Source organism: Agromyces mediolanus, from assembly GCF_023715325.1.
In the GTDB taxonomy this organism is placed as follows: Bacteria; Actinomycetota; Actinomycetes; order Actinomycetales; family Microbacteriaceae; genus Agromyces; species Agromyces mediolanus_A.
In genome coordinates, this window is record NZ_JAMBNX010000001.1 from 238,851 (window position 1) to 263,079 (window position 24,229).

A 24,229-nucleotide genomic window follows, 5' to 3' on the forward strand; every position below is an offset into this window, starting at 1 on the left:
CATGGACCTGCCGGTGATGCCGCCCGTTGCGCCGATGCTCGCGAAGTCGGTGAAGGAGATCCCCGACGTCGGGCATGTCGAGCCGAAGTGGGACGGGTTCCGCACGATCGTCTTCCGCGACGGCGACGAGGTGGAACTCGGCAGCCGGAACGAGAAGCCGATGACCCGGTACTTCCCCGAGCTCGTCGAGGCGCTGCGCCGCGAGCTGCCGGAGCGGTGCGTCGTGGACGGCGAGATCGTGCTGGTGCGCGACGGGCGGCTCGACTTCGAGGCCCTGCAGCAGCGCATCCACCCCGCGGCGAGCCGGGTGAAGCTGCTGGCGGGGGAGACGCCCGCGTCGTTCGTCGCGTTCGACCTGCTCGCGCTCGGCGACGAAGATCTGACCGGCACCGCGTTCGGCGAGCGGCGGCGCCGGCTCGAGGCCGCGCTCGCCGAGGCATCCGATCCCGTCTTCGTCACGCCGGCGACGGCGGACCTCGACGTCGCCCGGGACTGGTTCGAGCGTTTCGAGGGGGCGGGCCTCGACGGGGTCGTCGCGAAGCCGCTCGACGGCACGTACCAGCCCGACAAGCGGGCGATGTTCAAGATCAAGCACGAGCGCACGGCCGACTGCGTCGTCGCGGGCTTCCGCTGGCACAAGAGCGGGGACGTCGTCGGCTCACTGCTGCTCGGGCTCTACGGGGACGACGGCCGGCTGCATCACGTCGGCGTGGTCGCCGCATTCTCGATGGCGCGGCGGGCCGAACTCGTCGGCGAGCTCGAGCCGCTCGTCGAGACGGATCTCTCGCGGCATCCGTGGGGCGAGTGGGCCGACCAGGCGGCGCACGAGCAGACGCGCATGCCGGGCGCGGTGAGCCGCTGGAGCGGGGGCAAGAACCTGTCGTTCGTGCCGCTGCGTCCCGAGCTCGTCGTCGAAGTGGCCTACGACCACATGGAGGGCGATCGCTTCCGCCACACCGCGCAGTTCCGGCGCTGGCGGTCCGACCGCGACCCGGAGAGCTGCGGCTACGGCCAGCTCGAGGTGCCCGGGGCGCTCGAGCTCGGCGAGATCCTGCCGCTCAGGGGCTGACGGCCGCGCTCAGAGGACGACGCCGATGCCCGCCGACAGGGCGGTGTGGTGCTCGAACACGAGGTTCGTCTCGGTCAGGGCGACCGCCGGGTTGGCCGAGAGGTTCTTCAGCACGAACTGCCGCACGTGGTCGCTGTCGCGCACCCGGACGTGGATCAGGAAGTCCTCGGTGCCGCCGAGGAAGAACAGCTGCGCCACCTCGGGCTCGCGGCGGAGCTCGTCGGAGATCTGCTCCATGAGGTGGCGCGCGCCCGGGCGGATGCGGACGCTCACGAGCGCCTGCAGGGTGAGCCCGAGGGCGACGGGGTCGATCTCCGCCGTGTAGCGCGTGATGACGCCGCGTTCGCGCAGCGAGCGGACCCGGGCGAGACAGGTCGACGGCGAGATGCCGACCGAGCGGGCCAGGTCGATGTTCGGGGTGCGGGCGTTCTCGTGCAGCCGCGCGATGATCGCGCGGTCGACCTCGTCGAGCACGACCGGTCCCTGGTCGCGGATCTGCGGCGCCTCGGCCATGAACACCCTCCAGAACGCATGAATGACCTTGAAATCACCAGTCTACCGAATTCTGTTCGGAGCAGCTTCCGTTTGAACGAATAAGCGGTGACCATTGAGGGTACCCACCCAATAGCATTCGGAGTCTGAAATGCACATCGGCGTGCCCGCTGAGATCAAGAACAACGAATTCCGCGTCGCCATCACCCCGGCCGGCGTCCACGCCTTCGCGCAGCGCGGCCACCGCGTCGACGTGCAGGCGGGGGCCGGCACCGGTGCCGGCTACACCGACGAGGAGTACCGCGAGGCCGGCGCGACGATCGTCGCGACCGCCGAAGAGGCCTGGAGCGCCGAGCTCGTCCTGAAGGTGAAGGAGCCGATCGCTCCGGAGTACGGCTTCCTCCGCAGCGACCTCACGCTCTTCACCTACCTGCACCTCGCCGCCGACCGGCCGCTGACCGAGGCGATCCTCGCCTCCGGCGTCACGGCGATCGCCTACGAGACGGTGCAGCTCGCCGACCGTTCGCTGCCGCTGCTCACCCCCATGAGCGAGGTCGCCGGACGACTCGCCCCGCAGGTGGGCGCCGCGTCGCTGCACGCCTCGAAGGGCGGCCGCGGCGTGCTGCTCGCGGGCGTCCCCGGCACGAGCCCCGCGAAGGTCGTCGTCATCGGCGGCGGCGTCGCGGGCGAGCAGGCCGCGGCGACCGCGCTCGGCCTCGGCGCCGATGTCACCGTCTTCGACATCTCCCTGCCGAAGCTCCGCGAGATCGACGCGCGCTACCAGGGCCGGATCAAGACGCTCGCGTCCTCGCCCTACGAGATCGCCCGCCAGGTGAAGGACGCCGACCTCGTCGTCGGCGCCGTGCTGATCCCGGGCGCCGCCGCGCCGAAGGTCGTCACCGACGAGATGGTCGCCACGATGAAGCCGGGCGCCGTGCTCGTCGACATCGCCATCGACCAGGGCGGCTGCTTCGAGGGCTCGCGCCCGACGACGCACGCCGACCCCACCTTCAAGGTGCACGACGCGATCTTCTACTGCGTCGCGAACATGCCCGGAGCGGTGCCCGCGACCTCGGCCCCCGCCCTCACCAACGCGACCCTGCCGTACGCGCTGAAGATCGCCGACCTCGGCTGGGAGGCCGCCCTCGACGCCGACCCGGCGCTCGCCAAGGGCCTGAACGCGACCGCGGGCAAGCTCACCAACGAGCCCGTCGCCGTCGCCCTCGGCCTCGAGTACCAGGCGCGCTGAGCCGCGCCGAACCGCCTCGCCCCTCGCAGCCGATCGACCGCTTCACGCGGTCGCGAGGGGTGACGGAACGTCGCGGCGGGCCGACTCCCAGTGCCCGCCGCGACCGGATGCCCCGACTGCACACGATGCGGTCGGGGCATCCGTCCGTTCGGGACGATGCCTCGGTGCCGGCGGCGTGACCTAGCCTTCGCCGAGCACGACCGGCAGCCCGCTCTGGTACCAGGCCAGGATGCCGCCCTCGACGTTCACCGCGTCGATGCCCTGCTGCTCGAGGTACTGCACCGCCTGGGCGCTGCGGCCGCCGACGTGGCACATGACGTAGACCGTGCGATCGCGGGGCACCTCGTCGAGTCGGGCGACGAGCTCGCCGAGCGGCAGATGATGGGCGCCTTCGACGCGGGCCTGCGCGAGCTCCTGGGCTTCGCGGACATCGATCAGGTAGGCATCGGCCGCGGCGTGCACCTCGGCAGGGGAGCTGGACTGCATGGATCGGCCTCTCGACCCTCGTCACGATACCCGAGACGCGGCAAACCCGAGGTTCCGGGCGTCGCTGCGGGGAATTCCGCGAGGGGCGACATAAGGTGGCCGTGTGCAACGGCTGGAACGCGACCAAGGCGACGAGCGACTGCTCGCGCGCGAGACGGATGCCGCGGCCGACGAGCTCACCCCCGACCCCGTTCCCCACGAGGCCGGGCGGCCCACGAGCCTCAGCCTCGGTGATCCCGCACTCGTGGCGGGCAATGTCGCGGAACCCACCTGGCGACGGTGGCAGGAGGAATTGCGCGCGGCAGGCGGGCGCTCGCCGCTCGTGCGCTTCGAGGACACGCCGCGCACCCGCATCGAGCTCTCGACCACGCACCCGGGCGGGCTGCCGCAGTTCATCACCGGCAAGTCGACGCTGCTGTCGAGCCTCATCCGCGACGAGCTCGCCCTGCGCAACGCGCGCCTGGCCGCCGCCGAGATCACCCAGAAGGGCATCGAGCTGCGCTCGGTGCGCGGCATCGAATCGGTGCACCTCGCCATCGGGCTCGCGTCGTGGCGGCACAACGGCCAGGAGTACACCGCCCCGGTGCTGCTCCGGCCCCTCGCCATCCGCCGCTACGGCCGCGACTTCGAGCTGAAGCTCAAAGGGCAGCCGTTCCTCAACCCGGCGCTCGCCCGCGAGCTGCACGAGCAGTTCAAGATCACGCTCGACGCCGACGCCTTCGTCGCGCTCGCGATCACCAACGGCGTGTTCAAGCCGCAGCCGGTCATCGACCGCCTGCGCGGCCTGACCTCGCACCTGCCGTGGTTCAGCGTCGCGCCGCGTCTCGTCGTCTCCTCCTTCGCCGAGGTCGGGCCCGCGCTCGCCGCCGACGCGGACGGCACGGGGCATCCCGTCGTCGATGCGATCGCCGGCAACAAGGCCGCGCGGGCCTCGCTCGCCGCGCTGCCGGAGCTGCCGCGCCCCGTTCCCCAGGACGAGCGGCCGCCGTCGACCGACGTGCTGCTGCTCGACGCCGACCAGGAGCAGGAGCAGGTCGTCGCCGCGATCGCCGCGGGCGCCTCGATCGTCGTGAAGACCCTCCCCGGCACCGGTGGCACCCAGACGATCGTGAACGCGATCGGCGCCCTCGTCGCCGCCGACAAGCGCGTGCTCGTCGCGGGCGCCCGGAAGGCGAGCCTCGACGGCATCGCGCACCGCCTCGGACAGGTCGGCCTCGGTGGCATGGCGGTCACGACCGCTGGGCTGCGGCGCGAGCTCATCCAATCGATCTCCCGCAACGAGAAGGCCGAGCGACCCCGAGTCACCGACGTCGACGATGCGCTCGTCCGGCTCCGCAAGGTCCTGCTCGACTACCGCGCCGCGCTCACCCGGCGCGACCCCGAGTTCGGCGCGTCCGTGCTCGAGGCGCTGACCGCGCTCGCCGATCTCGCGGCGCTGCCGGCGGCGCCCGACACCACGGCGCGCCTCGACCACGCGGCGCTCGTCGCGCTCTCGGGCGACCGCACGCGCGCCGCGCAGGATCTCGCCCGTGCTGCCGCGCTGGGGGAGTTCCGCTACGGACCGGGCGACTCGCCCTGGTACGGCGCCTCCTTCTCGACCTCCGAGGATGCCGCACAGTCCCACGAGCTCGCGAAGCGCCTGAATCGCACTGAGGTGCCGCGGCTGCTCGAACGGGGCCGCGCGCTCATCGCCCAGACTCGGCTGCGGCCGTTCGAGTCGGTGGCCGAGCTCGGGGTCTTCCTCCGCTTGCTGCTCGACGTCCGCGAGACGCTCGACAAGTTCCAGCCCTCGGTCTACGACCGGCCGCTCGGCGAGCTCATCGCGGCGACCGGCTCCCGGCGCGATTCGGAGGGGATGAGTGCGGCGAACCGCCGCCGACTCCGCCGGCACGCGACCGAGTTCCTGCGACCGGGTGTGCACGTCTCCGATCTGAACGCCGCCCTCCGCGGCATCCAGCAGCAGCGCACGCTGTGGCAGCGATACTCCGAAGCGGGCGCGATCCCCGGCGTGCCGGCCGGCATCGACGACGTGCACGTCGCGTACCGGACGGTGGCGGCCGACCTCGCCTCGCTCGACGGGCCGCTGGGCGTCGCCGGAACGCCGCGACAGCTCGCCGCCCGGCCGATCCGCGAGCTGCAGTCGACGCTCTCCGGGCTCGCCGAGGAGTCGGAGGTGCTGCTGAACCTGCAGGAGCGCACCGCCCTGCTCTCGCGACTGCGCGACCTCGGCCTCGACCCGCTCCTGCTGGACCTCTCCAAGCGGCACGTGCCGGAGCTCCGGGTGGCGGCGGAGCTGGAGCTCGCCTGGTGGCAGTCGGTCCTGGAGACGATGCTCGCGCGCGAGAAGGCGCTGCTCGGCGCGAACACGACGGTGCTCGACCGGCTGGAGGCCGACTTCCGGCTCGTCGACGAGGCGCACGCCGCCGCCGCCGGGCCGCTCGCCGCCTGGCGCCTGGCCGAGAACTGGAAGGTCGCGCTCGTCGATCACCCCGACGAGGCCGAGCGGCTGAAGAAGCTGCTGCGCAGCGACCGCATGCGGTCCGCGCAGCTGCAGCTGGAGGCGCCCACCCTGTTCCGGGTGCTGGCTCCGGTCTGGCTCGCCTCGCCGTACGAGGTGCCCACGATCGACGACGGCATCGGCTTCGACACGGTGATCCTCGTGGATGCCGGCGCGACGACGATCGCCGAGAACCTCGGGGCGATCCGGCGGGCGAAGCAGATCGTCGCCTTCGGCGATCCGGTCACGCAGACGCCGACGCTGTTCGAGACGGGTATCTTCGACCGCGATCAGCCGGGCGAGGCCGCGCACGGCGTCGACGCGGCGCACGCGGACTCCGCACTGGCGAGGCTCGGCGAGCTGCTGCCGACGATGACCCTGACCCGCAGCTACCGCGCGGGCGGCGAGGATCTCGCCGAGCTCGTGAACACCTGGTTCTACGGCGGGCGCATCGTGTCGATGCCGTGGGCGGGCAGCTTCCTCGGTCATGGCAGCCTGGGCCTGCACTACGTGCCGGGGAACGGTCTGCCCGACCCGGTGACCGGGACCGTCGAGTCGATCGACACCGAGGTGGCGAAGGTCGTCGAGCTCGTCATGGAGCACGCCGTCAAGCGGCCTCGCGAGTCGCTCATGGTGATCACGGCGAGCCAGCGGCACGCCTCGCGCGTCTATCAGGCGGTGCTCGCCGCGTTCACGAAGCGCAGCGATCTCTCCGACTTCATCCTGAAGGACCGGGCCGAGCCGTTCACCGTGCTCACGCTCGAGCAGGCCGTCGCCCAGAGCCGCGACCGGGTGATCTTCTCGGTCGGCTACGGTCGCACGCCGCACGGCCGCCTGCTGTCGAACTTCGGCGCCCTCGGTGAGCCGGGCGGCGACCGGCTGCTCGCGGTCGGCATGACGCGCGCTCGTCGCTCGATGGACATCGTGTCGGCGTTCCGGCCCGAGCACATCGACGAGGATCGGCAGTCGCACGGCGTGCTCGCCCTCGCGAACGTGCTCGCGCAGACCGAGGAGCGGCAGGCCGCCCCCGTCGAGTCGGAGACCGACGACGCCATGCTCGCCGATCTCGGCGCGCGGCTCGAGCGTCGGGGCATCCGGGTGAGCGTCGGCCACCGCGGCAGCCTCGCCCTCGCGGCGGCGAACGCCGGCAAAGCGGTGGTGGTGGAGACGGATGCCTCGCTCGACGGCATGAGCCTCCGGGAGTCGCTGCGCCTCCGTCCGGAGGTGCTGCGACGACTCGGTTGGCACTACCTCCGCGTGCACAGCTTCGAGCTGTTCAGCAATCCCGACGCGGTGGCCGAGCGGGTGGCGACGCTGCTCGGCAAGCCGAGCCCGCGCCGGGCCGCCGCGCAGCGGTGACGGTCGCCACGATGAGCGGCTCCGGGCCCGGCCCCGAAGGGCAGCGCGAGGGTCCCGCCGACGAGCGCGGCGAGGCGGCCGACGCGCCGCGTCAGCGGGTCGTCCGCGCGCGGGGAGCGCGGCGGGCGAAGCTCACGCCGGCTCCGGGCAGCGACCCCGCGCCGGAGTCGCCGGTCGAGCGGGGCCGAAGCGGGGCGAAGAGTCCCGACGACGAGCGGATCACCAGGGAGCGTCCGCCGCACTGGTGAGCGTCCCGCCTCCGAGGAGTGGCTCCTCGGACCCGGCGGAGACGGCGACGCCCGCCGCGCTCGGTGAGCGCGACGGGCGTCGAACGGAGGAGGTCAGCCGCTGTGCCGGCCGGAGCCGCCCGGTGCCGGTGCGCCGCCGTTCTGCGCCGCGAGCAGGTCGCGGATCTCGGCGAGCACGTCGAGCTCGGTCTCGGGCGTCTCGGGGTCGGGCTGTCCCGCCTTACGCTTCGCCTCGGCGCGCTCCTTGAAGTGGTTCATCGGCATCACGAAGACGAAGTACACGACGGCCGCGACGGCGAGGAACGAGATGATCGCGCCGATGATCGCGCCGAAGGAGAACTTCGCGTCGCCGACCTCCCAGACGAGCGCGTTGTTCAGGCTGTCGGCCTTGAAGAGCAAGCCGAGCAGGGGATTGATGAGGTGCTCGACGATCGAGTTCACGACGGCGGTGAACGCGGCGCCGATGACGACCGCGACGGCGAGGTCGATGACGTTGCCGCGCATGATGAATTCTTTGAAGCCCTTGATCATGGCTCGCTCCCTCCGGGGTGGACTGGTCGTCGCCACGATAACGCAGGCTCAGGCGGATGCCGTGGAGGTGCTCCCGCCCGTTCCATTGCTCGTCGAACCGGACTTCGCGGGCGCGCTGCCGCTGGACGGGGTGCCGCCGGAGCCGGAGCCGGCGGGGGCGGCGGCCTTCTGGGAACCGCCGCCGTCGGCCGAGCGGGAGTCCGTCCGGTAGAAGCCGGAGCCGTTGAACGTCACCCCGATGGTGTTGAAGAGCTTGCGCAGCTTGCCGCCGCAGACCTCGCAGACCGTCAGCGCGTCGTCGCTGAACGCCTGGTGGATGTCGAAGGCGTTCCCGCACTCGGTGCAGCGGTAGGAATAGGTGGGCATGGGGATCTCCGGATGGTGCGGGGCCTCGTCGCTCAGAAGGCGACGATGCGGGTGGGGGTGACGACGCCGTTCACGCCTTGGTCGTGGAGCTCGTGCGGAACCCGCTCGACGAACTCGCTCTCGAAGACGACGGCGTACACCGGAGGGCATTTTGCCATCGAACCGAGGGTCTTGTCGAAGTAGCCGCGGCCCCAACCGAGCCGCATGCCGCTCGCATCGACGGCCGCGGCCGGGACGACGATGAGGTCGACGTCGTTGATCGCCATCGGGCCGAGCAGCTCGCCGACCGCCTCGGGGGTGCCGTGCAGGCCGAGCTGCTCGGTGTCGTCCTCGCCGACCGTCCAGTCGAGCAGGCCGTCCTCCCGGGTGACCGGGAAGAGCACCCTGAGCCCCTGCGCCTCGGCCCAGTTCACGAAGGGGCGGGTGTTCGGTTCGCTCGGCATCGACAGGTAGCAGGAGAGGGACGTGGCCCCGGTCTGGGCGACGAGCTCCTGCAGCCGGGCGGTGAAGCCCTCGGTCGCGAGTTCGCGCTCGTGGTTCGAGCGGTTCTGCCGGCGCTCGCGGAGCTCGGCGCGGAGGATGCGCTTCTGGACGTCCGGATCGTCGGGCATGCTCAACATCCTAGACAGCGGGGCGGTCGGATAGGCTTGCGGGATGACCGAGCGTATTACGAAGGCCGTTATCCCTGCGGCCGGTCTGGGGACTCGCTTCCTGCCGGCGACCAAGGCGATGCCGAAGGAGATGCTCCCGGTCGTCGACAAGCCGGCGATCCAGTACGTCGTCGAGGAAGCGGTCAACGCCGGGCTCAACGATGTGCTCATGGTGACCGGGCGCAACAAGTACGCGCTGGAGAACCATTTCGACCGAGTCGCCGAGCTCGAGGCGACCCTCGAGGCCAAGGGCGACACCGCCAAGCTCCAGAAGGTCAACGAGTCGACCGATCTCGCCGACATGCACTACGTGCGCCAGGGCGACCCGCTCGGGCTCGGCCACGCCGTGCTGCGCGCGAGCATGCACGTCGGCGACGAGCCGTTCGCCGTCCTGCTCGGCGACGACATCATCGACGCCCGCGACGAGCTGCTCACCCGCATGCTCGCCGAACAGGGCAAGCGCGACGCTTCGATCGTCGCCCTCCTCGAGGTCGACCCCGACAGCATCCACCTCTACGGCGCCGCCGAGGTGGAGCCCACCGACGACCCCGAGGTGGTGCGCATCACGGGGCTCGTCGAGAAGCCGGCCAAGGAGGTCGCCCCGTCGAACTACGCGGTCATCGGGCGCTATGTGCTGAAGCCCGAGGTCTTCGAGGTGCTCGAGCGCACCGAACCCGGCAAGGGCGGCGAGATCCAGCTCACCGACGCGCTGATGGAGATGGCGGGCGATGTCGAGGGCACCGGCGGCGTCTACGGCGTCGTGTTCCGCGGCCGGCGCTACGACACCGGCGACAAGCTCGACTACATCAAGGCCGTCGTGCAGCTCGCCGGCGACCGTGACGACTTGGGCGCCGACCTCAAGGACTGGCTCCGCGGCTACGTCGCCGGGCTCGACGACTAGTCCGCCGAGCGGCGCACCCCGCCGGCGCCTCCGGGCCGCTACCCTCTCACCATGGCTTCAGCCGCCCTTCCCACGCTCCGCGACGGCGAGCTCGTGCTCCGGGGCATCCGGGTGCGCGACGCGCGTGCGTTGGAGCGCGTCCTCGTCGAGAATCGGGCGTGGTTGCGGCGCTGGGAGGCCACGTATCCGGGCGGCGGCTTCGCGATCGACGTGAAGAGCTCCATCCGGAACCTGCTCTCGCACGCCCGCGCCGGACACGGCCTGCCGTTCGTGCTCGAAGTCGACGGCGAGCTCGTGGGGCAGCTGAACGTGTCCTCGATCTCCTACGGTTCTCTGTCGTCGGCGACGATCGGGTACTGGGTGGCGCAGAGCGCGGCGGGCCGCGGACTCACCCCCGCTGCCGTCGCCCTCGCCACCGACTATTGCTTCCGCACGCTGCGCCTGCATCGGATGGAGATCTGCATCCGCCCGGAGAACGCGCCCTCGCTTCGCGTCGTCGAGAAGCTGGGATTCCGGTACGAGGGGCTGCGTCGCCGGTACATCCACATCGACGGCGACTGGCGCGACCACTTCGCGTTCGGACTCGTCGCCGAGGAGGTGCCACGAGGTGTCCTCCAACGGTGGCGCGACGGCCGGGTGCCGCCCGCCGCGGCGGAGATCCATCCGGCCGACCGCGTGGCGGCGTCGCACCCCCTGCAACTCGACGGTCGCTGACGGACGGATGCCTCGGCGCGGGCCGGCGCGGCATCCCGCACTGACACACCCGCGAATCGCGCGGGACCTCGGGCGTCTGTGCCCTACCGTTGATGCATGGACGTGGTGGGCGGGGGCGTGCTGGTGGCGGTGGCCGCCGCGCTGTGGATCGTCTACCTGCTGCCCAACTGGTTCCGCCGTCGCCAGTACGAGGTGAGCGAACGCCACGCCATCCGGCTCCAGCAGACCCTCCGGGTGCTCGCCGAGACGGCGGAGACGCCGGACGCGGTCCGGCTGGAGGCGACGGCCCGCGAGGTCGTCGCCCAGCAGCGCATCCTCGCCGCCCAGGAGCAGGCCGCCGCGCACCAGGCCGAGGCCGCTCGCCTCGCGGCGGAGGCCGAAGCGCAGATGGCGCTGGTCGAGCGCCGCGCGGCTGAGCAGGCCGTCGCCGCCGCCCGCGAGCGCGCCACTCGCCTCGCCTTGACGCAGTCGATGCCCGCGGTCCCGGTTCCGAGCGCAGCGCCGCTCGTCCCGGCGTCGAGCGGTGCCGCGCGCGCCGCGCGCCGCCGTGGGCGTGCCCTCTGCTCGCTGGCCGTGCTCGTCTCGACCATCGTGGTGCTCGCGGGTCTCGCCATGGCGTGGCCGGTCGCCCTGCTGGTGGGTGCGGTCGGTGTCGGCGCCGTGGCGGCCATCGGACTCGTGCGCCTGGCTCGGCCCGGCGCCGTGGCAGCCTCCTCCTCGGTGGCTCCCGTCGCCGTGGCCCCGCCGGCGCCGGCGTTCGAGCCGATCGAGTTGCCGGTCGCACCGACGCGATCGCCGGAGTGGACGCCCCAGCCGTTGCCTCGGCCGCTGCATCTGTCGCGCGGCACGATCGCGGCGACCGCGATGGCATCCGTCGAAGCCGCGGCGAAACTGCAGCGCGCGGTGACGGACGAGGCGATCGCGGCCAAGGCGGAGCGGCGCGCGCCCAAGGTGCCCGTGCTGCGACCGGCCGCCGTGGCCGACCGTGCGGCGGCACCCGCCCCCTCCGCGGCATCCGCTCGTCCGGCTGCGCCGGCCCGCGCGGAGTCGGCACCGAACCCCTATGCGGCGATGGGGATCGTGGGGAAGGCGGAGCCCGGTTTCAACGATCTCGACACCGTGCTGCGGCGACGCCGCGCCGTCTGATCGGGTCGGTCCGACCTCGTCGGCGGTGGTCACTACCAAGCCGTCGGAGGTGATAGGCTCGTTCACGGCTCGGGCCCATGGCGCAGTTGGTAGCGCGTCTCGTTCGCAATGAGAAGGTCGGGGGTTCGAATCCCCCTGGGTCCACCCCACGCACAAGGCTCGAACCCTTGCCAACGGAAACGTTGGTTGAGGTTCGGGTTTTGTTGGTGTCTGCGGCCCAGGTCAGGGCGTTGGCGTTGACCTGTGGATCGAGGAGCATCTCGAAGGGCCGGTTGTGCTCGACGCGCAGCTCGTTGTCCTCGTCGATGTAGACCTTCGTGAAGAACGCCTGGTTGCACAGCCGCCGGTTGGTGTCGTCGCAGCGGGCGTAGATGTCAGCGCAGTTGGCGAGCAGGCCGAGCGCGTCGTCGAGGTGGGCGCGAGCGTCGGCGTAGTCACCGAAGTGGGCGTCGATACGGCGGGTCACCTGGTCGAGTTCGGCGACGATGCGGTCTTGCTCGCGCTTGAGCACGGAGAGCGGGATCGCGTCGGCGTAGTGCGCCTGCATGAGGCGGTCCTGCTCGCCTTCGAGCCGGTCGCGGTTGGCGGTGAGGCGTTCCAGTTCCTCGGTTTCGGCGGCCATGAGCCGGTCGAACTCGTGGTGGAGCATCCCCGCGAGCGCGTCCTGCTGAGCCGGCGTGATCTGGACGCGCGTGTAGTAGTCCTCGACGAGCTTCGCGACGTCCTCGATGAGCATCGCCTGGCGCGTGCAGTCGGTGCGCTTGGAATGCCGACCGGAGCACACGAAGTAGCAGTAGACGTTGCCGTGGCGGTTCTTCGCGTTGGAGACGATGAGCCGGGACCCGCACTGGCCGCAGTGGATGGTGCCTTTGAGGTAGTGGCCGTGGACTTGGGTTGCCTCGACGGCGCACTGGTGCGCGGTGAGCACGGACTGGACCTGGTACCAGACCTCGGCGGGCACGAGCGCCGGGTGGTTGCCCTTGTAGCGGGTGCCTCGGTAGACGACATCGCCTTTGTAGTACGGGTTGGTCAGGAGCCGGTGGATGGTGGACACGGCCAGCGGCTTCGCCGGCCGCTTCGGGGTGGGCAGACTGCGCAGCCCGCGCGAGGTGAGTTCGTCATGGAGCTGGCTGACGCTCCAGTTGCCCGAGGCGTAGGCCTTGAACGCCCACTCGATCATCGGTGCCCGTTCAGGATCGAGCTCGATGGTGCGGACTTCGCGGCCGAGTTCGTCGCGCTTGCGGACATTCAGATAGCCGATGGGCGCTCGTCCGTTCGTGCCGCCGCCGATGGCCTTTTGGGTCATGCCCTTGGCGACCTCGGTGGCGAGGTTGCGGGAGTAGAACTCGGCGATGGTGGACATGATGCCGTGCAGGAGCATCCCCGAGGGGGTCTCGTCGATGTTCTCGGACGCGGACACGAGCATGACCCCGCACTGTTGGAGTGCGAGGTGGATGCTCACGTCGTCGGCGCGGTTCCTGGCGAGCCGGTCGACCTTGTGAACGATGCAGTACGCGACCTTGTTGGTCTTGACGTACTGGATCATCCGCATCAGTTCGGGCCGGTCGGACGACTTGGCTGAGGCTCCCGCGTCGACGAACTCCTCGACGATGCCGGCGCCGAGCTGTTCGGCCTTACGCCGGGTCGCTTCGCGCTGGGCGGGGATCGAGAAGCCCTCGTCGGTCCCGCCCTTCTCTGCCTGCTCGCGGGTCGAGACCCGCAGGTACGACACGGCGGCAGCCGCAGTGTTGGGCGGGTCGATGAGGCTGGTAGCCGGATCATCGGCAATGGTGGTCATCGGGGGCTCACTCTCACGCGGTTCGACCCTCGCGCTCCCACTGTTGGTGGGAGGGGTGTTGATCGTGAGAGCAGCCGATGAAGGCTGTAGGGCGGGACCCGATGGTCTCGGTGCGTGTTGCTCGCCGAGCGGCGAGGTTTAGGCCACAACACCCCGCATCGCGAGGCTTGCAAGGTTCATTCTACCGGGCGGCTTCGGAGGCGGCCAGGCCATCCGTCGCCGCCCGGTAGGTGTCGGGCACCCGCACGGCCTCGCGGGCCGCGCGGCTCTCGCCGGTCTCCTGCAACGTCAGCCGGATGAGAACCTCGGCGAGCTTGTGCAGGTCGGCGCGTTCGCGGTGGACGGCCCGGACGGAGAACGACCGCTCCTCGTAGGGGCGACGGTCGGTCTTCTTGGCATAGCGGCTCATCGGTCTACGGAGTCTCGTCGCCGGCCAGGTTGGCGTAGAACTCGTCTTCGGCCTCCTGGCGCTTGCGGACTTGCGCGATGACGAACTCGACGAACTCGATGTCCCGGTCAGCGAAGGTGAAGTCCTGGATCGTGGGCGCTGGGTCCTCACCGGGCCAAGCAGCTTGCCGGGTCGGGCGGTCGCGGTCTCCACGAGTCCCGCAGGCGGTGACCCAATGGCGAAGACGCTCTCGTGCGTCGGCGAAGTCGCGGTGCCAGCCGAGCGGCGCGGATGCGTTCTGCTCGGGGTCGTAAGCCGCAAGCCAATGCAGGTGCAGCGCAGACAGCTCCCAGACCATCTCCGGGTGGTGATGCCAGTACGGCGGCACCACCGCGACCGTGAGGCCGTAGGTGCGTCGCAGCCAGTCAACCCACCGGTTCAGCGCGAGCCATTCCTGCTCCAGCTCGTGCGCCGTCAGCAGGTTCCAGTTCACGGGGTGCGGCGGTTCGGGCATGTCCGCGTTGGTGACGCGGGGCGGCCCGTCGAAGACGTCCGGCTCATCCATCTCATGCTGATCGTTCATGGTGCTGTGGCTCCCGAACTCACATGCTGACCGGGGCGTGCGTCGCAGTCGCTGCTCGCTGCGTCGGGTCGTACGCCGCTGCGTCCCGGCCGACTCCATTGCGCGGCGTCCGGTCCACCTCGTAGCGGGTCCGCGCGGTGTCGTGGCCGATCTTCTTGGCGACGAACTCTTCGCCCTCGATCGCCTGACCGTTGCGCTCGTAGTTGACCGGCCGCGTGTAGCCCTCGGCGACGAAGTTGTCGCCCTGGGCGAAGCTCGCGTGCGCGTGCTCAGCGGAACGCCCGAACATCACCAGGTGGTGATAGGTCGTCTCGGTCTGCGTGAACGAACCATCGTCCTCGCGGCGGAAGTGCTCCTTGCCGATACGGGCGAAGAACCTAGCGTCTCCCTTGGCCGTCTCAGTGAGCAACGGCTCCGAAGCGATGAAGCCCGACAACGATTCCTGGGTGTGAATGGCCATGATGGCCTCCTCCTGAACTCGGGCGACCAACTGCGTGTGGTCGCTCTGTCAGGCAGGTGCGCTGGCCCTTCCAAGCGTCGTCAGGACGCGGGGCGGTGGCGCAGCAATGCTTCGAGTTCGTTGCGGTCGCTGCGGAGCTGCGCGGCGTCGGGCCGGGTCGGCCAGGCGCGCAGATCGGTGACGATGGGCGGTGCGGAGCGCAGCATCGTGATGCCGGTGCCGAACGGCAGGGTGCGGATGCGGTCTGGCGGCAGAATCGGCACACGGCGGACCGAACGCTGGTTGGAGCGGGTGCCGTGGTCGCCAAGGGTCACGCTGTCGGTGTACTCGTCACGCTCACCGATGAGGGTGGAGAGGTCTTGGAGATCGCGGCTGTTGGATGCGCCGCCGAGGATGATCTTGACGATGCTGGCGTCCCAGATCGCGCCGGCCTGGTGTTCACTCCACCTGTCGCGTGCTTGGGCGAGGGACTGCAAGACCGGCATGGTCGTGATTCCGGTGCCGCCGCCTTCGGCCATGAGCGTCGGCAGGGATGGCAGCGGTGCGAGGTTCCCGATCTCATCGAGCGCGAGCAATAGCGGCGGGTCGAGCCGTGCTCCGGGTGAGCGGGCGGCAAGCCTGCGGGCGGTTTCGATGAGGTCTTCGACGAATGCCGCGACCAGCGATGCGGAGGCTCCTGCTCCCGCCCCGGTGGCGAGTAGGTAGAGGGTGCCTTGTTCGGTGAGGAAGGTCTCGGGGTCGAAGTGCTCGTGCGGGCCGGGCGTGACGGCATCGAGCACGCGCGGGTCGGCGAGGGCGGCGAGTGCGAGGGAGACGCCTTGCCAGATGCTGTCGCGGGTCTTGGGGTCGGCGTCGATCATCGCACCAAGGGAGTCGTCCCAACCCATCGCCGCGTTCGGGTGGGAGTTGAGGATGGCGACGGCCTCGGTCGCTGCGCTGGGGTCGAGGGTCCACCTGAACAGCTCGGCCGGTGGGCGGCCGTCGAGTTCGGCGGCGTGCAGCAGGCTCTGGAGTGCGGTGCGGGTCTTTCCCTCCCAGAACCCACCCGACTCGACGCCTCCGGCGCTGAGGCCGGTGGCGGCGGCGAGTCCGTTGGCGCGGATCATCGCGGTGAGCGGATCGTCGCAGCCGCGAATGGGTGACCAGCGGAGTCCGGCGGGGATGCCTTCGGCGAGGTGTTGGGGGTCGAACACGGCGACCGGCCCGCCTTTGCGGCGTCGAGCGCGAAGGGTCGCGGTGAGGTTGTCGGGCCTCGTGCTGGTGGTGACGACCGCACCGGGGGCGTCAAGGATCGCGTTGATGACGACGTGCAATCCCTTGCCGGAGCGGGGCGGGCCGATCAGCAGGATCGAGTCCTCGACCGATGCCCAGACTTTCGTGCCACGACTGGCCCCCAGGAGGTAGCCGACATCCTGCGGTGCCGGCGACTCCAAGGAGGGCCGCAGCGTGGCCGCACGGTGAAGCAGTGCCTTCGCGGATGCTGCGGTCTTGACTTCATGGCTGGTCGCGATCCCCGCGAGTCGGTGCGGGTCGGTCTCGGTCTTCCGCGTGTGTCGACGCAGCACGATCCAGACCCAGACGATCCCGGCTGCGAGTCCGCCGAGCAGTGTCGTGCTGACGAGCCAGTAGACGAGCGGGTTGAGTCCGTCGGCACCGAGCGCGGTCGCGGGGTCGCCGGGGTTGAACAGCACGGCGAGCCCCGCCGCTGCGCCGGCGTCGGGCTGGGGCGTGCTGGTGAGGAGCGCGGCGACGCTGCCGGCCGCGCGGAGGACGAGAGCGATCCCGAACATGCCGATCAGGCCGATGAGGGCGGCGTTGGTGAGTTCGTCGCCCATGCTCCCGGCTTGCCGCTGGTTCATGTCAGCCGCCGCACCGCGAGGGTGCCGGAGATGCGCCCAAGGAGGATCACCTCGGGCGCGCTTGCGTCGGGCAGGTCGTCGAGGTCGATGAGTGCGTGGGCCTCGCCGGTTCCGGTGGCGTCGGTGTGGGAGACGATCGTCGCGACGGCGACATCCTCGCCGGGTACGAACCCCTCGGCGGTGACCTCAGCCAGGCGCGGCACTCGTCGGGCCTGGCGACTCCGACGAGTCTCTGGCACAGGGGTCTCGGGCGGGGCCACGGCGCGTCGGGTCTTGCGTGTGCGGAGGATATCGGTGAAGACACTTCCATCGGTCTCGCGAACTTCGACCCGGACGGCGACGGTGCGGTCCTTGGTGATGGCGTCCATGAGCGGCCCGAACGTCGCTCGCGTCCACGCGCCCGCGTCCGGTGACGGAAGTGGTGTTCCATCGACCGTCGCGGCGAGGCTTCCGTCGTCGGCGACGGTGACGAGGACGTGCGGCAGCTCGACGGGAGCCGTGGCATCGTCGTCGGTCGTGGTGGATCGGCGCGGGCCCGTGAGGTTCATCGGTGACCTCCCGCGGCGCGGCTGCTGGTGTCGAACAGGGCGAGTTCGTCGGGGTGGAGCTGGTGCTGGCAGACGAAGCTCCTCGCCTTGATCCGCCACAGGCCTTGGCCGACGCCGAGGTTCGGCAAGAGTTGCTGCTCAGTGCCGGTCAGACCGAGGGCGGTCGCGGTCGGTCCGAGCTGGTCGGATTCCTGCCGGTACACGATCCGCGTCTCCGCGTTCGCGAGCAGCGAGTTGGCCAGGGAGCGCATGGCGGAGCCTTGGTCGCCCACGTTGTCGAGGTCGGTGAGCTTGTGGAAGATCAGCATGTTCGCGATCCCGTAGTGCCTGGCGAGTCGCCAGTGCGCATCCATCCGCCGCAACAGCGCCGGGTGGGACATGAGCCGCCATGCCTCGTCGTAGATCACCCACCGCTGCCCACCGTTCGGGTCGAGCAGTGCGGATTCCATCCACGCTGACGAGCACGTCATCAGGACTGAGATGAGGGTCGAGTTCTCGGTGACCCGCGAGAGGTCGAGGGAGATCATCGGCAATGACGGATCAAACGCGACCGTGGAGGGGCCGTCGAACAGCCCGGCCAGGTCGCCTGCGACGAGGCGGCGTAGCGCGTGGCCGACGAGCCTGCCGTCCTCGGCCAGCCTGCCGTCGGCATCCTTGCTGGGGGCGAGGATGTGATCGACGACCATCGGCAGGATCGGCACGTCGTTCTCCCACACGGTCTGGGTCAGGGCGATGTCGATCGCGGTGTGCTCCAACGGCGACAAGCCTCGCGCGAGCACGGTCTCCGCGAGCGCGCCGATCAGGTCACGACGCCGCGCCGCGACGGTCGAGGCCCACTGCGCGTCCGACAGTCCGCTGGGCCGGTGACCTTCGTCGAGCGGGTTCAGGCGAGTGTTGAGCCCGTGCCCGAGGACGATGGCGCGTCCGCCGACGGCGTTCGCGACGGCGGTGTGTTCGCCTTTCGGGTCGCCGGGCACGTACACGCGCCGCCCGAACGGCAGCGACCGCGTGTAGAGCGACTTGGCTAGCGAGGACTTGCCTGAGCCGACGATCCCGGCCAGCACCACGTTCGGCGCGGTGATGATCCCGCGCGCGTAGAGCACCCACGGGTCGTAGACGAAACTCCCGCCCGAGTACAGGTCTTGGCCGACGAACACACCATCGGCACCGAGCCCACCCTCGGCGACGAACGGATACGCACCCGCCAGCGTCGCCGACGTGTCCTGATGCCGCGTCAGATGGAACCGACCCGGAGTGCGCAGCCTCGCGGCACCCGGTTCGCCAGACTTCGGCAGGTAGACCGTGGCGCGCCGCTCGGCACGCTCCTCCTCGGCCTTCGCCTTCGCCGCGGCGAGCGCGGCCCGACGCTGCTCGGCGTGGAGCCGGGCCTCTGCCTTGCGGCGCTGCTTCCGGAGCTTCCGCCGCTCCTTCGACGGCGCTACCAGAACTGCGGTGTGCAGCCGCGCGCGATCCTCGGTCACAGCACCAGCCCTCGCGCCTGCTTGACAGCCGTGATCTTGGCCGGCTCGAACCACGACCCATCCCGCTTCGCCGTCGGCACATCGGCCCGCTCCGTGGCACCCGGCGACGAGTACGACACCAGCAACTCCGGCCCAGCCTGCACCGGAGGGGTTCCGACTGGTTCGGCGTCCTGGGGCTCTGCTTCCGGTTCGGTGTAGCGGCGCAGGAGCGAGACGTAGCCGACGTGCGGGTTGACGACCAGCGCGTAGTCGCCCGAGAGCGCCACCTGGTCGTTGGGGCCCTCGCCGGGCTCGTCGTAGACGTACCCGTTCTCCAGCGCGGCCTGCGTGGTCTCGTCGCCGTAGTCCCACTGCGCGAGGAAGTCCACCGCATCGACATGCCCCAGCTCGCCGAGGATGCGCAACGGCCGGTCCGCCTCCTCGCCCTGAAGGAACACCACACTGACCCACCGAGACGGCGCGGCCTCCTCGACGGCGGGCTCAGGGTGCCAGGCGATCCGCCCGGCGGCGATGAACCCTTCCGCGAGCCGGTCATACGCCCGGTCGACGAGGTTCGCCGCCTGACGCAGTTCCTCCGCAGCAGCGAGGGCGTCACGCACTCCTGCCTCGTGGCTTCCGGCGTCATTGAAGGCGTGCGCGACCTTGCGCTCGTGAACATCGGCGATCTGATCGAGTGCCTGCCGCAGCGAGCGCATCCCCGAGGACAGATCACCGATCACCCCGTACATCTCGGCGGGCTGATCGAACCCCCGGCTCGGGTGCGCGAGTCCGCGCAAGGCTTCGGATGCCTCCGCTGCATCCGCGGTCGAATCGAAGAACGTGGGCATGGTGGCCTCCATCGGTAGGTCATGTCACCCACGAGGTGCGCCCCCGTGCACCCGCAGATCATTTGAGGCATTCAGCAGCAAGGGGCTTCTCATTCCTCCAGCCCACCGCGCTCGACGCCGGTAAACTTCGACCACCGAGGAGGTGAGGCATGAACGACGACGAAGAGCTGCGTTGGGTGCGGCGTCGCGAGGGAACCCACCGTTCCGAGTCGCGGGCGACCCGTGGGTATGAACGGGACCTGCTCCGTGACGACGACACCAAGAACCTGCTCGGTCCTACTGAGTCTCGCCCAGCCGACATCGACGAGATCGTGCGGTCGCGCGGACCCTTGGTACCAGCGCGCCCTTCGCCCGGTCAGGAGTTCCGGTACCAAGTCGGCGACGCAATCATGGAGGCGTTAGCGCCCTACATTGAACGTGGAGTTGATGTTGCGGTGGACGCCGCGGTCCTCGGTGTCTCAAGACTGTGGAAGTGGGCCACAACTCGACCGCCACGGCAGACGTTCTCTGTCGAAGTCGGCAAGGTAGATGAGGTTCCTACTGCGTACCTTGAAGGTCCGCTCGCCGAGCATAATGAGCCACCGTCGGAAGAGCTGGCGCGCAGCCCACAGAGCATGACGGCGGAGCAGTACCAGGCGATTCTTCTTTCAGCGTTGCTGGCGGACCAATACGCAGCTCGCGCGCGATCAATGCTCGCCAATGTCCGCATCGACGACGAGGTGCTTCCAAGCGAGTTGGAAGACGCGGTCCGCGCCGCTCTGGACGGACCGACGATTGACGATGCGACGCTCGTGCGCGTCGTTGAGCTGCTGCGCGAGAGCATGACCCCTGACGGCGAGTATGTTCTCGTTCGTCCGCGGCAGGTCGACGCTCCAAGGTCAATCGCCGACCGCACGAGGGACAGCGCGTAGTCGTTTGGTACGGGCTTCACACTGCGAGGCACGTAAGACCCGTCAGACCCTCCGGCAGAGCGGGAGCGCAGCGGCGGTGAAGGCGGCGGCTTGCTGGCCGACGAGCAGCCGGGTCTCACAAGATGCCTGGATCGCGGCTTGCTCGATGGCGGCGACGGCGGCGTCGAGTTCTTCGACGGTGGGTGCGGAGACGGCGATGAGGCCGGTGTAGCGGAGGATGCCGTGTCCGGCGGTGAGGTCGGCTTCTTGCTGGAGCACGTCGTGGTACTCGGCGGTCTGTGAGGCGTCTTCGATCTGGCCGATCTTCGCGCGCTGGGCCTGGTCGGAGATGTGCTCGACCTTCTTCTTGCGGATGTCGCGAGCAGCGGCGTCGGAACGCATGGGGGTGCAGATCAGCGAGAACGACCGCTGGATGCCGGTGGACAGCAGCACCGGCGACAGGAATCCCGGATAGACGAGCGACCTGGGCCACTCGCTGACCCAGAGCACTGCGTGGTGGGCGGAGTCGGTGCGGAGCTTGCCCCAAGTCTCGGTGACCGCGACCGGCCCTGCGGTCGCAAGGGATTGGCCGAGCCTGCCGTGGCGTTCCAGCGTGGCGGCGATAGCGGGGTCGTAGGCGGAGCGCAGCATCACCGCGATCTGCCCCGGCGTCAGCCATCCCGACGGCGAGAGGTCGGCGGAGCGGAGCGCGGCGACGAGCGTGTTCATCTCCTGCCGCAGCACGGCGGCAGCACCACGAATCCCGCCGCCCGCGGTCCTGATCTGCCGCGCACTGGTCTTCATGTCCAGTGATAGCGAGAGTGTGGTGGCGTGCCGTTCGCCGGCTGGGCCGGCGCGGTCGATGAGTTCTGCGTAGGTGTCGGCCGCCCACGAGCCGTCCGGGGTGCCGTGGGTGGCCCACCATTCGGCGAGTCCGGTGCCGGAGTCTGGGAGGGTGCGTTCGAGGACTTGTAGCGTCGCGATCCGCCCGGAGCGGCAGACGGTGGCCAGGACGCGACCCCAGGAGCTGACGCGGCGTTCCTGTTCGCCGGGGTCGAGGAGCACGAACGCGGGATGGGTGACCTCGCACACCACGGTCAAGGTTGCGGCGTGGGGGTCGTGGATCATTCCGGCGCTGGTGTCGGGGTCGGTGTATTCGCGCAGTCGCGCCATGTCGCCGGGCAGGGCGAGGGTTCCGACGGGGCGTGGGACGACGATCCTGTGTCGGTAGAGCAGTTGCCCGCCGGTGGTGCGCCACAGCCACCAGCAGGCGATGGGTAGCCATTCCACGATGGGCCGGCCCGCGATGGGTATCCAGGTCAGTGCGGCGGCGAGTACCCAGATGGGGGCGGTGTAGGCGAGCAGCATCCCGCCGCCGGCGTAGAACGCGCCGATGAGTGTGGCTCCGCCGATGGCGAGCGTGATGAGCTGGGTCAGCGACAGACCGAGGAGGACACCGCGGCGGGTGAGGCGGGAGAACTTCACCGGCACGAGTTCGCCCGCGGTGGGACGGTCGTGGTTCGTGCTGCTCATCGTCTACTCCTTCGGTGGGCGTGGCGCGGGCGGCGGGGGCTGCTTCGGTGGCGGTGACGGGTCGGTGCTCGGCGGTCGTGGTGCCGGGCTCGACGGCGGTGCCGCAGGCGAGGCTGCGGGAGGTGGCGGTGTCTGCGCGGCGGCGTCGGCGGCGTGCTCGCCCTGGGCTCCCAGCGCGGTTCCGGCTTTCGGCCCGGCGGTCGCGGCACCCTTGGCGACACTCGCCCCGACCACGACGCCTGCCGCGACGGGACCGGCCGCGGCTGCGCCGCCCCCGCCGGCTGCGGCCCCTCCACCAGCGGCGGCACCTCCGCCGCTCGCGGCGTGTGCCGGTGCCGGGGTCTTCGGCGGTGGCGGGGCGCTGCTTCCTCCACCAGAACCTCCGCCCGCGTTCCCGCCGCCACTGCTGGCTCCGTCGAGCACCTTCTTCGGGTCGCCGCCGCCTTGCGGCTTGGTCGGGACGGGGATCGGACGGTTGAGGGCGCTCTTGGCATCCTGCTCGGAGCCGATCGCGTGGTACATGTCGAACCCGACGAACGCGATGAACTTGTACGTGAGATACGGGGCGAATGCGGCCATCGCCATCAGCACGATTCCCGCGATGGGGTCGCTGACCGAGGCGAGGTCGGCGTCGATCGGTGCGGAGACTTGGGTGATCGCGACGAGGAACATCACGACGAGCACGAGCTTGGAGCAGATCAGCGCGACCACGAACATCGCCCACTTCCCGATCCACCCCCGCGAGGCATCCCACGACGCGCCGCTAAACGCGAGCGGCGCGAACACGACCGCCACCAACAGCAGCGCCTTCCTGACGAGCAGGGACAGCCACACGATCGCGGCGGCAGTGATCGCGAGCCCGGCCATGAAGATCGTGATGATCGCGCCCACGCCGGGAGCGGCGATATTGATCCCGACCAGCCCCGCAGCGAGCAGGGCGATCTTGTCGCCCATCGACTCGGTCGTTTCCCCGGCGGCCTGCACGATCCCGATGCACAGCTGATCAACGACCTCCAGCAGCAGCGCCGTCAGCGTGATGACCACGAACGACCCGAGGACGGACTTCGCCAGACCCAGGGCGGCGCGGGTGAGGGCGGTGGGGTCGCGTCGGATCAGCCCGGTAATGAGTTGGAGGCAGAAGAAGATCAGCATCACGAAGACCGCGATACCGAACAACAGGTTGTAGACGGCGATGTAACCGGGCTTGGTGACATCCACCAGCGTCGTGGTGTCGAAGACCGACCAGACCGCCTCGAACAGCCACCCCGCGGCGGCACCCATCGCCTGGGCGAGCCAGTCGAACGGGGCCGCGACCAGAGACGCAGCTCCTTCGCCGACGGCATCGCAGACCGAGGAGATCACGGGAACGTCGCACACGCCCATCACGAACACCAGCTCTCGACGACGGGGCGGGTCAGACGGACTGGCCGACGTTCCAGAAGAAGTTGATGAGCGTCACGCTCGCGCCGCAAATCACCGCAGCACCGCAGGAGACGAGGACGCCGATCTTCCCGCGCGAGGCGAGGTGCGGGTTCGACGAGTTCGCGCCGAAGCCCCACACGATCGCGGACACAATCAGCGCGAGCACGGACAGGATCAGGCCGATGGTCATCACCGCGCCGACGATGGTTCGCAACTGGTTGATCCCCGGCAGGCCGTCGGTGTTGGGGTCAATGTTGATGTCCATCGGCACCAGCAACGGCGCGGACATGACGTTGGCGAGCAGATCGAACACGGTAGGACTCCTTAGCGACGGGCGGCCCGCCCACGAACTCGCAGACGGGGTACACGCCACAGGTGCACCCGTGACCCCTCGGCGACGGAATAGCAATGCCCACGCCGGTGAGGACGTGGGCATCAACGGGCTCAGAGGTGTTCGGTGTCAGAGCTGTTGGCCGAGGTTGAGGAGCCAGTTCATCCAGGCGACGCCGCCTCCGGCGAGGACGGCGGCACCGACGGCGACGAGGACTCCGATTCGTCCCTTGCTGGCGGTGGCGTAGTTGCCGTGGGCCGTTGCGATGGCCCAGACGATCGCCGAGACGATCAGCATGAGGACGGCGACGATCAGGACGAACGTCAGGAGCGCGCCGACCACGGCGCGGAGGTCTCCGATACCGCCGAGCCCGTCGAAGTCGGGGAAGACACCCATCGCCG

Annotated in this window: 24 protein-coding genes, 1 tRNA gene and 1 pseudogene; 9 read left to right on the top strand and 17 right to left on the bottom strand. The window is 70.0% G+C overall.

All coding sequences use genetic code 11. From position 1 onward, the window contains the following. Window position 1 precedes the first annotated feature (1 nt). Window positions 2–1,069, top strand: a complete 1,068-nt coding sequence (locus tag M3147_RS01165; protein WP_251201700.1) for an ATP-dependent DNA ligase — start codon at window positions 2–4, stop codon at window positions 1,067–1,069. 9 nt (window positions 1,070–1,078) lie between these two features. Here M3147_RS01165 and M3147_RS01170 read toward each other — a convergent pair whose 3' ends face one another. Then, a complete protein-coding gene (locus M3147_RS01170; RefSeq protein WP_251201701.1) occupies window positions 1,079–1,582 on the bottom strand; it encodes an Lrp/AsnC family transcriptional regulator in 504 nt (167 codons plus the stop codon). 130 nt (window positions 1,583–1,712) lie between these two features. Between M3147_RS01170 and ald the strand changes: the two genes are divergently transcribed. Continuing rightward, window positions 1,713–2,810, top strand: coding sequence for an alanine dehydrogenase (gene ald, locus M3147_RS01175; RefSeq protein ID WP_251201702.1), 1,098 nt, complete (start codon window positions 1,713–1,715; stop codon window positions 2,808–2,810). 180 nt (window positions 2,811–2,990) lie between these two features. On the opposite strand, the gene M3147_RS01180 is transcribed toward ald, so the two are convergent. Continuing rightward, window positions 2,991–3,296, bottom strand: coding sequence for a rhodanese-like domain-containing protein (locus tag M3147_RS01180; RefSeq protein WP_251201703.1), 306 nt, complete (start codon window positions 3,294–3,296; stop codon window positions 2,991–2,993). A gap of 103 nt (window positions 3,297–3,399) precedes the next feature. Between M3147_RS01180 and M3147_RS01185 the strand changes: the two genes are divergently transcribed. Both M3147_RS01185 and M3147_RS01190 read left to right on the top strand, forming a co-directional pair. After that, the gene (locus M3147_RS01185; RefSeq protein ID WP_251201704.1) at window positions 3,400–7,152 is read left to right on the top strand and encodes an AAA family ATPase; all 3,753 of its coding nucleotides are present in this window, start codon (window positions 3,400–3,402) and stop codon (window positions 7,150–7,152) included. An 11-nt stretch (window positions 7,153–7,163) separates the two neighbouring features. Next, window positions 7,164–7,400, top strand: a complete 237-nt coding sequence (locus tag M3147_RS01190; RefSeq protein ID WP_251201705.1) for a hypothetical protein — start codon at window positions 7,164–7,166, stop codon at window positions 7,398–7,400. A gap of 93 nt (window positions 7,401–7,493) precedes the next feature. Here the strand turns inward: M3147_RS01190 and mscL are convergent, their stop codons facing one another. From mscL to M3147_RS01205, 3 genes are read right to left on the bottom strand one after another with little or no spacing between them, the layout of a single operon-like run. Continuing rightward, window positions 7,494–7,931 carry a large conductance mechanosensitive channel protein MscL gene (gene mscL, locus M3147_RS01195; RefSeq protein ID WP_251201706.1) on the bottom strand — a complete coding sequence of 146 codons (438 nt, stop codon included), beginning with the start codon at window positions 7,929–7,931 and terminating at the stop codon, window positions 7,494–7,496. Between the two features lie 48 nt (window positions 7,932–7,979). Continuing rightward, window positions 7,980–8,297, bottom strand: a complete 318-nt coding sequence (locus M3147_RS01200) for an FmdB family zinc ribbon protein (RefSeq protein WP_251201707.1) — start codon at window positions 8,295–8,297, stop codon at window positions 7,980–7,982. Window positions 8,298–8,329: 32 nt separating this feature from the next. Beyond that, window positions 8,330–8,908, bottom strand: a complete 579-nt coding sequence (locus M3147_RS01205) for a 5-formyltetrahydrofolate cyclo-ligase (protein ID WP_251201708.1) — start codon at window positions 8,906–8,908, stop codon at window positions 8,330–8,332. Window positions 8,909–8,951: 43 nt separating this feature from the next. Here M3147_RS01205 and galU point away from each other — a divergent pair, with 43 nt between their 5' ends. The 4 genes from galU (at window position 8,952) to M3147_RS01225 (ending at window position 11,852) form a co-directional block, all read left to right on the top strand. Then, complete coding sequence (gene galU / locus M3147_RS01210; RefSeq protein WP_251201709.1) at window positions 8,952–9,848, top strand: UTP--glucose-1-phosphate uridylyltransferase GalU; 897 nt, start codon at window positions 8,952–8,954, stop codon at window positions 9,846–9,848. Window positions 9,849–9,899: 51 nt separating this feature from the next. Further along, a complete protein-coding gene (locus tag M3147_RS01215; RefSeq protein ID WP_251201710.1) occupies window positions 9,900–10,562 on the top strand; it encodes a GNAT family N-acetyltransferase in 663 nt (220 codons plus the stop codon). Window positions 10,563–10,658: 96 nt separating this feature from the next. Then, window positions 10,659–11,708, top strand: a complete 1,050-nt coding sequence (locus M3147_RS01220) for a hypothetical protein (protein WP_251201711.1) — start codon at window positions 10,659–10,661, stop codon at window positions 11,706–11,708. Between the two features lie 71 nt (window positions 11,709–11,779). Further along, a tRNA-Ala gene (locus tag M3147_RS01225) sits at window positions 11,780–11,852 on the top strand. A 613-nt stretch (window positions 11,853–12,465) separates the two neighbouring features. On the opposite strand, the pseudogene M3147_RS01230 reads toward M3147_RS01225, so the two are convergent. The 8 genes and pseudogenes from M3147_RS01230 to M3147_RS01265 form a co-directional block, all read right to left on the bottom strand. After that, window positions 12,466–13,506 (bottom strand): annotated as a pseudogene (locus M3147_RS01230) (recombinase family protein); the annotation flags it as partial. 181 nt (window positions 13,507–13,687) lie between these two features. Beyond that, window positions 13,688–13,915, bottom strand: a complete 228-nt coding sequence (locus tag M3147_RS01235; RefSeq protein WP_013601316.1) for a hypothetical protein — start codon at window positions 13,913–13,915, stop codon at window positions 13,688–13,690. Between the two features lie 4 nt (window positions 13,916–13,919). Next, a complete protein-coding gene (locus tag M3147_RS01240) occupies window positions 13,920–14,459 on the bottom strand; it encodes a hypothetical protein (RefSeq protein WP_013601315.1) in 540 nt (179 codons plus the stop codon). A gap of 37 nt (window positions 14,460–14,496) precedes the next feature. Further along, a complete protein-coding gene (locus M3147_RS01245) occupies window positions 14,497–14,937 on the bottom strand; it encodes a single-stranded DNA-binding protein (protein WP_013601314.1) in 441 nt (146 codons plus the stop codon). Between the two features lie 80 nt (window positions 14,938–15,017). After that, window positions 15,018–16,796 carry a type IV secretory system conjugative DNA transfer family protein gene (locus M3147_RS01250; protein WP_251201712.1) on the bottom strand — a complete coding sequence of 593 codons (1,779 nt, stop codon included), beginning with the start codon at window positions 16,794–16,796 and terminating at the stop codon, window positions 15,018–15,020. Next, on the bottom strand, window positions 16,793–17,344 hold the full coding sequence (locus tag M3147_RS01255) for a hypothetical protein (RefSeq protein WP_251201713.1): 552 nt from the start codon (window positions 17,342–17,344) through the stop codon (window positions 16,793–16,795). The genes M3147_RS01250 and M3147_RS01255 overlap by 4 nt, the downstream gene beginning before the upstream one ends. Beyond that, a complete protein-coding gene (locus M3147_RS01260; protein ID WP_188550603.1) occupies window positions 17,341–18,825 on the bottom strand; it encodes an ATP-binding protein in 1,485 nt (494 codons plus the stop codon). The genes M3147_RS01255 and M3147_RS01260 overlap by 4 nt, the downstream gene beginning before the upstream one ends. Then, window positions 18,822–19,652 carry a hypothetical protein gene (locus M3147_RS01265; protein ID WP_251201714.1) on the bottom strand — a complete coding sequence of 277 codons (831 nt, stop codon included), beginning with the start codon at window positions 19,650–19,652 and terminating at the stop codon, window positions 18,822–18,824. The genes M3147_RS01260 and M3147_RS01265 overlap by 4 nt, the downstream gene beginning before the upstream one ends. A 149-nt stretch (window positions 19,653–19,801) precedes the next feature. Here M3147_RS01265 and M3147_RS01270 point away from each other — a divergent pair, with 149 nt between their 5' ends. After that, window positions 19,802–20,563 (top strand): hypothetical protein, encoded by a 762-nt coding sequence (locus M3147_RS01270; protein WP_013601309.1) that lies wholly within the window; start codon window positions 19,802–19,804, stop codon window positions 20,561–20,563. A gap of 42 nt (window positions 20,564–20,605) precedes the next feature. Here the strand turns inward: M3147_RS01270 and M3147_RS01275 are convergent, their stop codons facing one another. From M3147_RS01275 to M3147_RS01290, 4 genes are all read right to left on the bottom strand, one after another. Continuing rightward, entirely contained in the window at window positions 20,606–22,075 is a 1,470-nt protein-coding gene (locus M3147_RS01275; protein ID WP_013601308.1) for a PrgI family protein, read from the bottom strand. A gap of 3 nt (window positions 22,076–22,078) precedes the next feature. Next, complete coding sequence (locus M3147_RS01280) at window positions 22,079–23,458, bottom strand: hypothetical protein (RefSeq protein ID WP_013601307.1); 1,380 nt, start codon at window positions 23,456–23,458, stop codon at window positions 22,079–22,081. A gap of 31 nt (window positions 23,459–23,489) precedes the next feature. After that, complete coding sequence (locus M3147_RS01285) at window positions 23,490–23,786, bottom strand: DUF6112 family protein (protein ID WP_241263536.1); 297 nt, start codon at window positions 23,784–23,786, stop codon at window positions 23,490–23,492. Between the two features lie 171 nt (window positions 23,787–23,957). After that, window positions 23,958–24,224, bottom strand: coding sequence for a DUF6112 family protein (locus M3147_RS01290; RefSeq protein WP_013601305.1), 267 nt, complete (start codon window positions 24,222–24,224; stop codon window positions 23,958–23,960). Window positions 24,225–24,229: the final 5 nt, after the last annotated feature.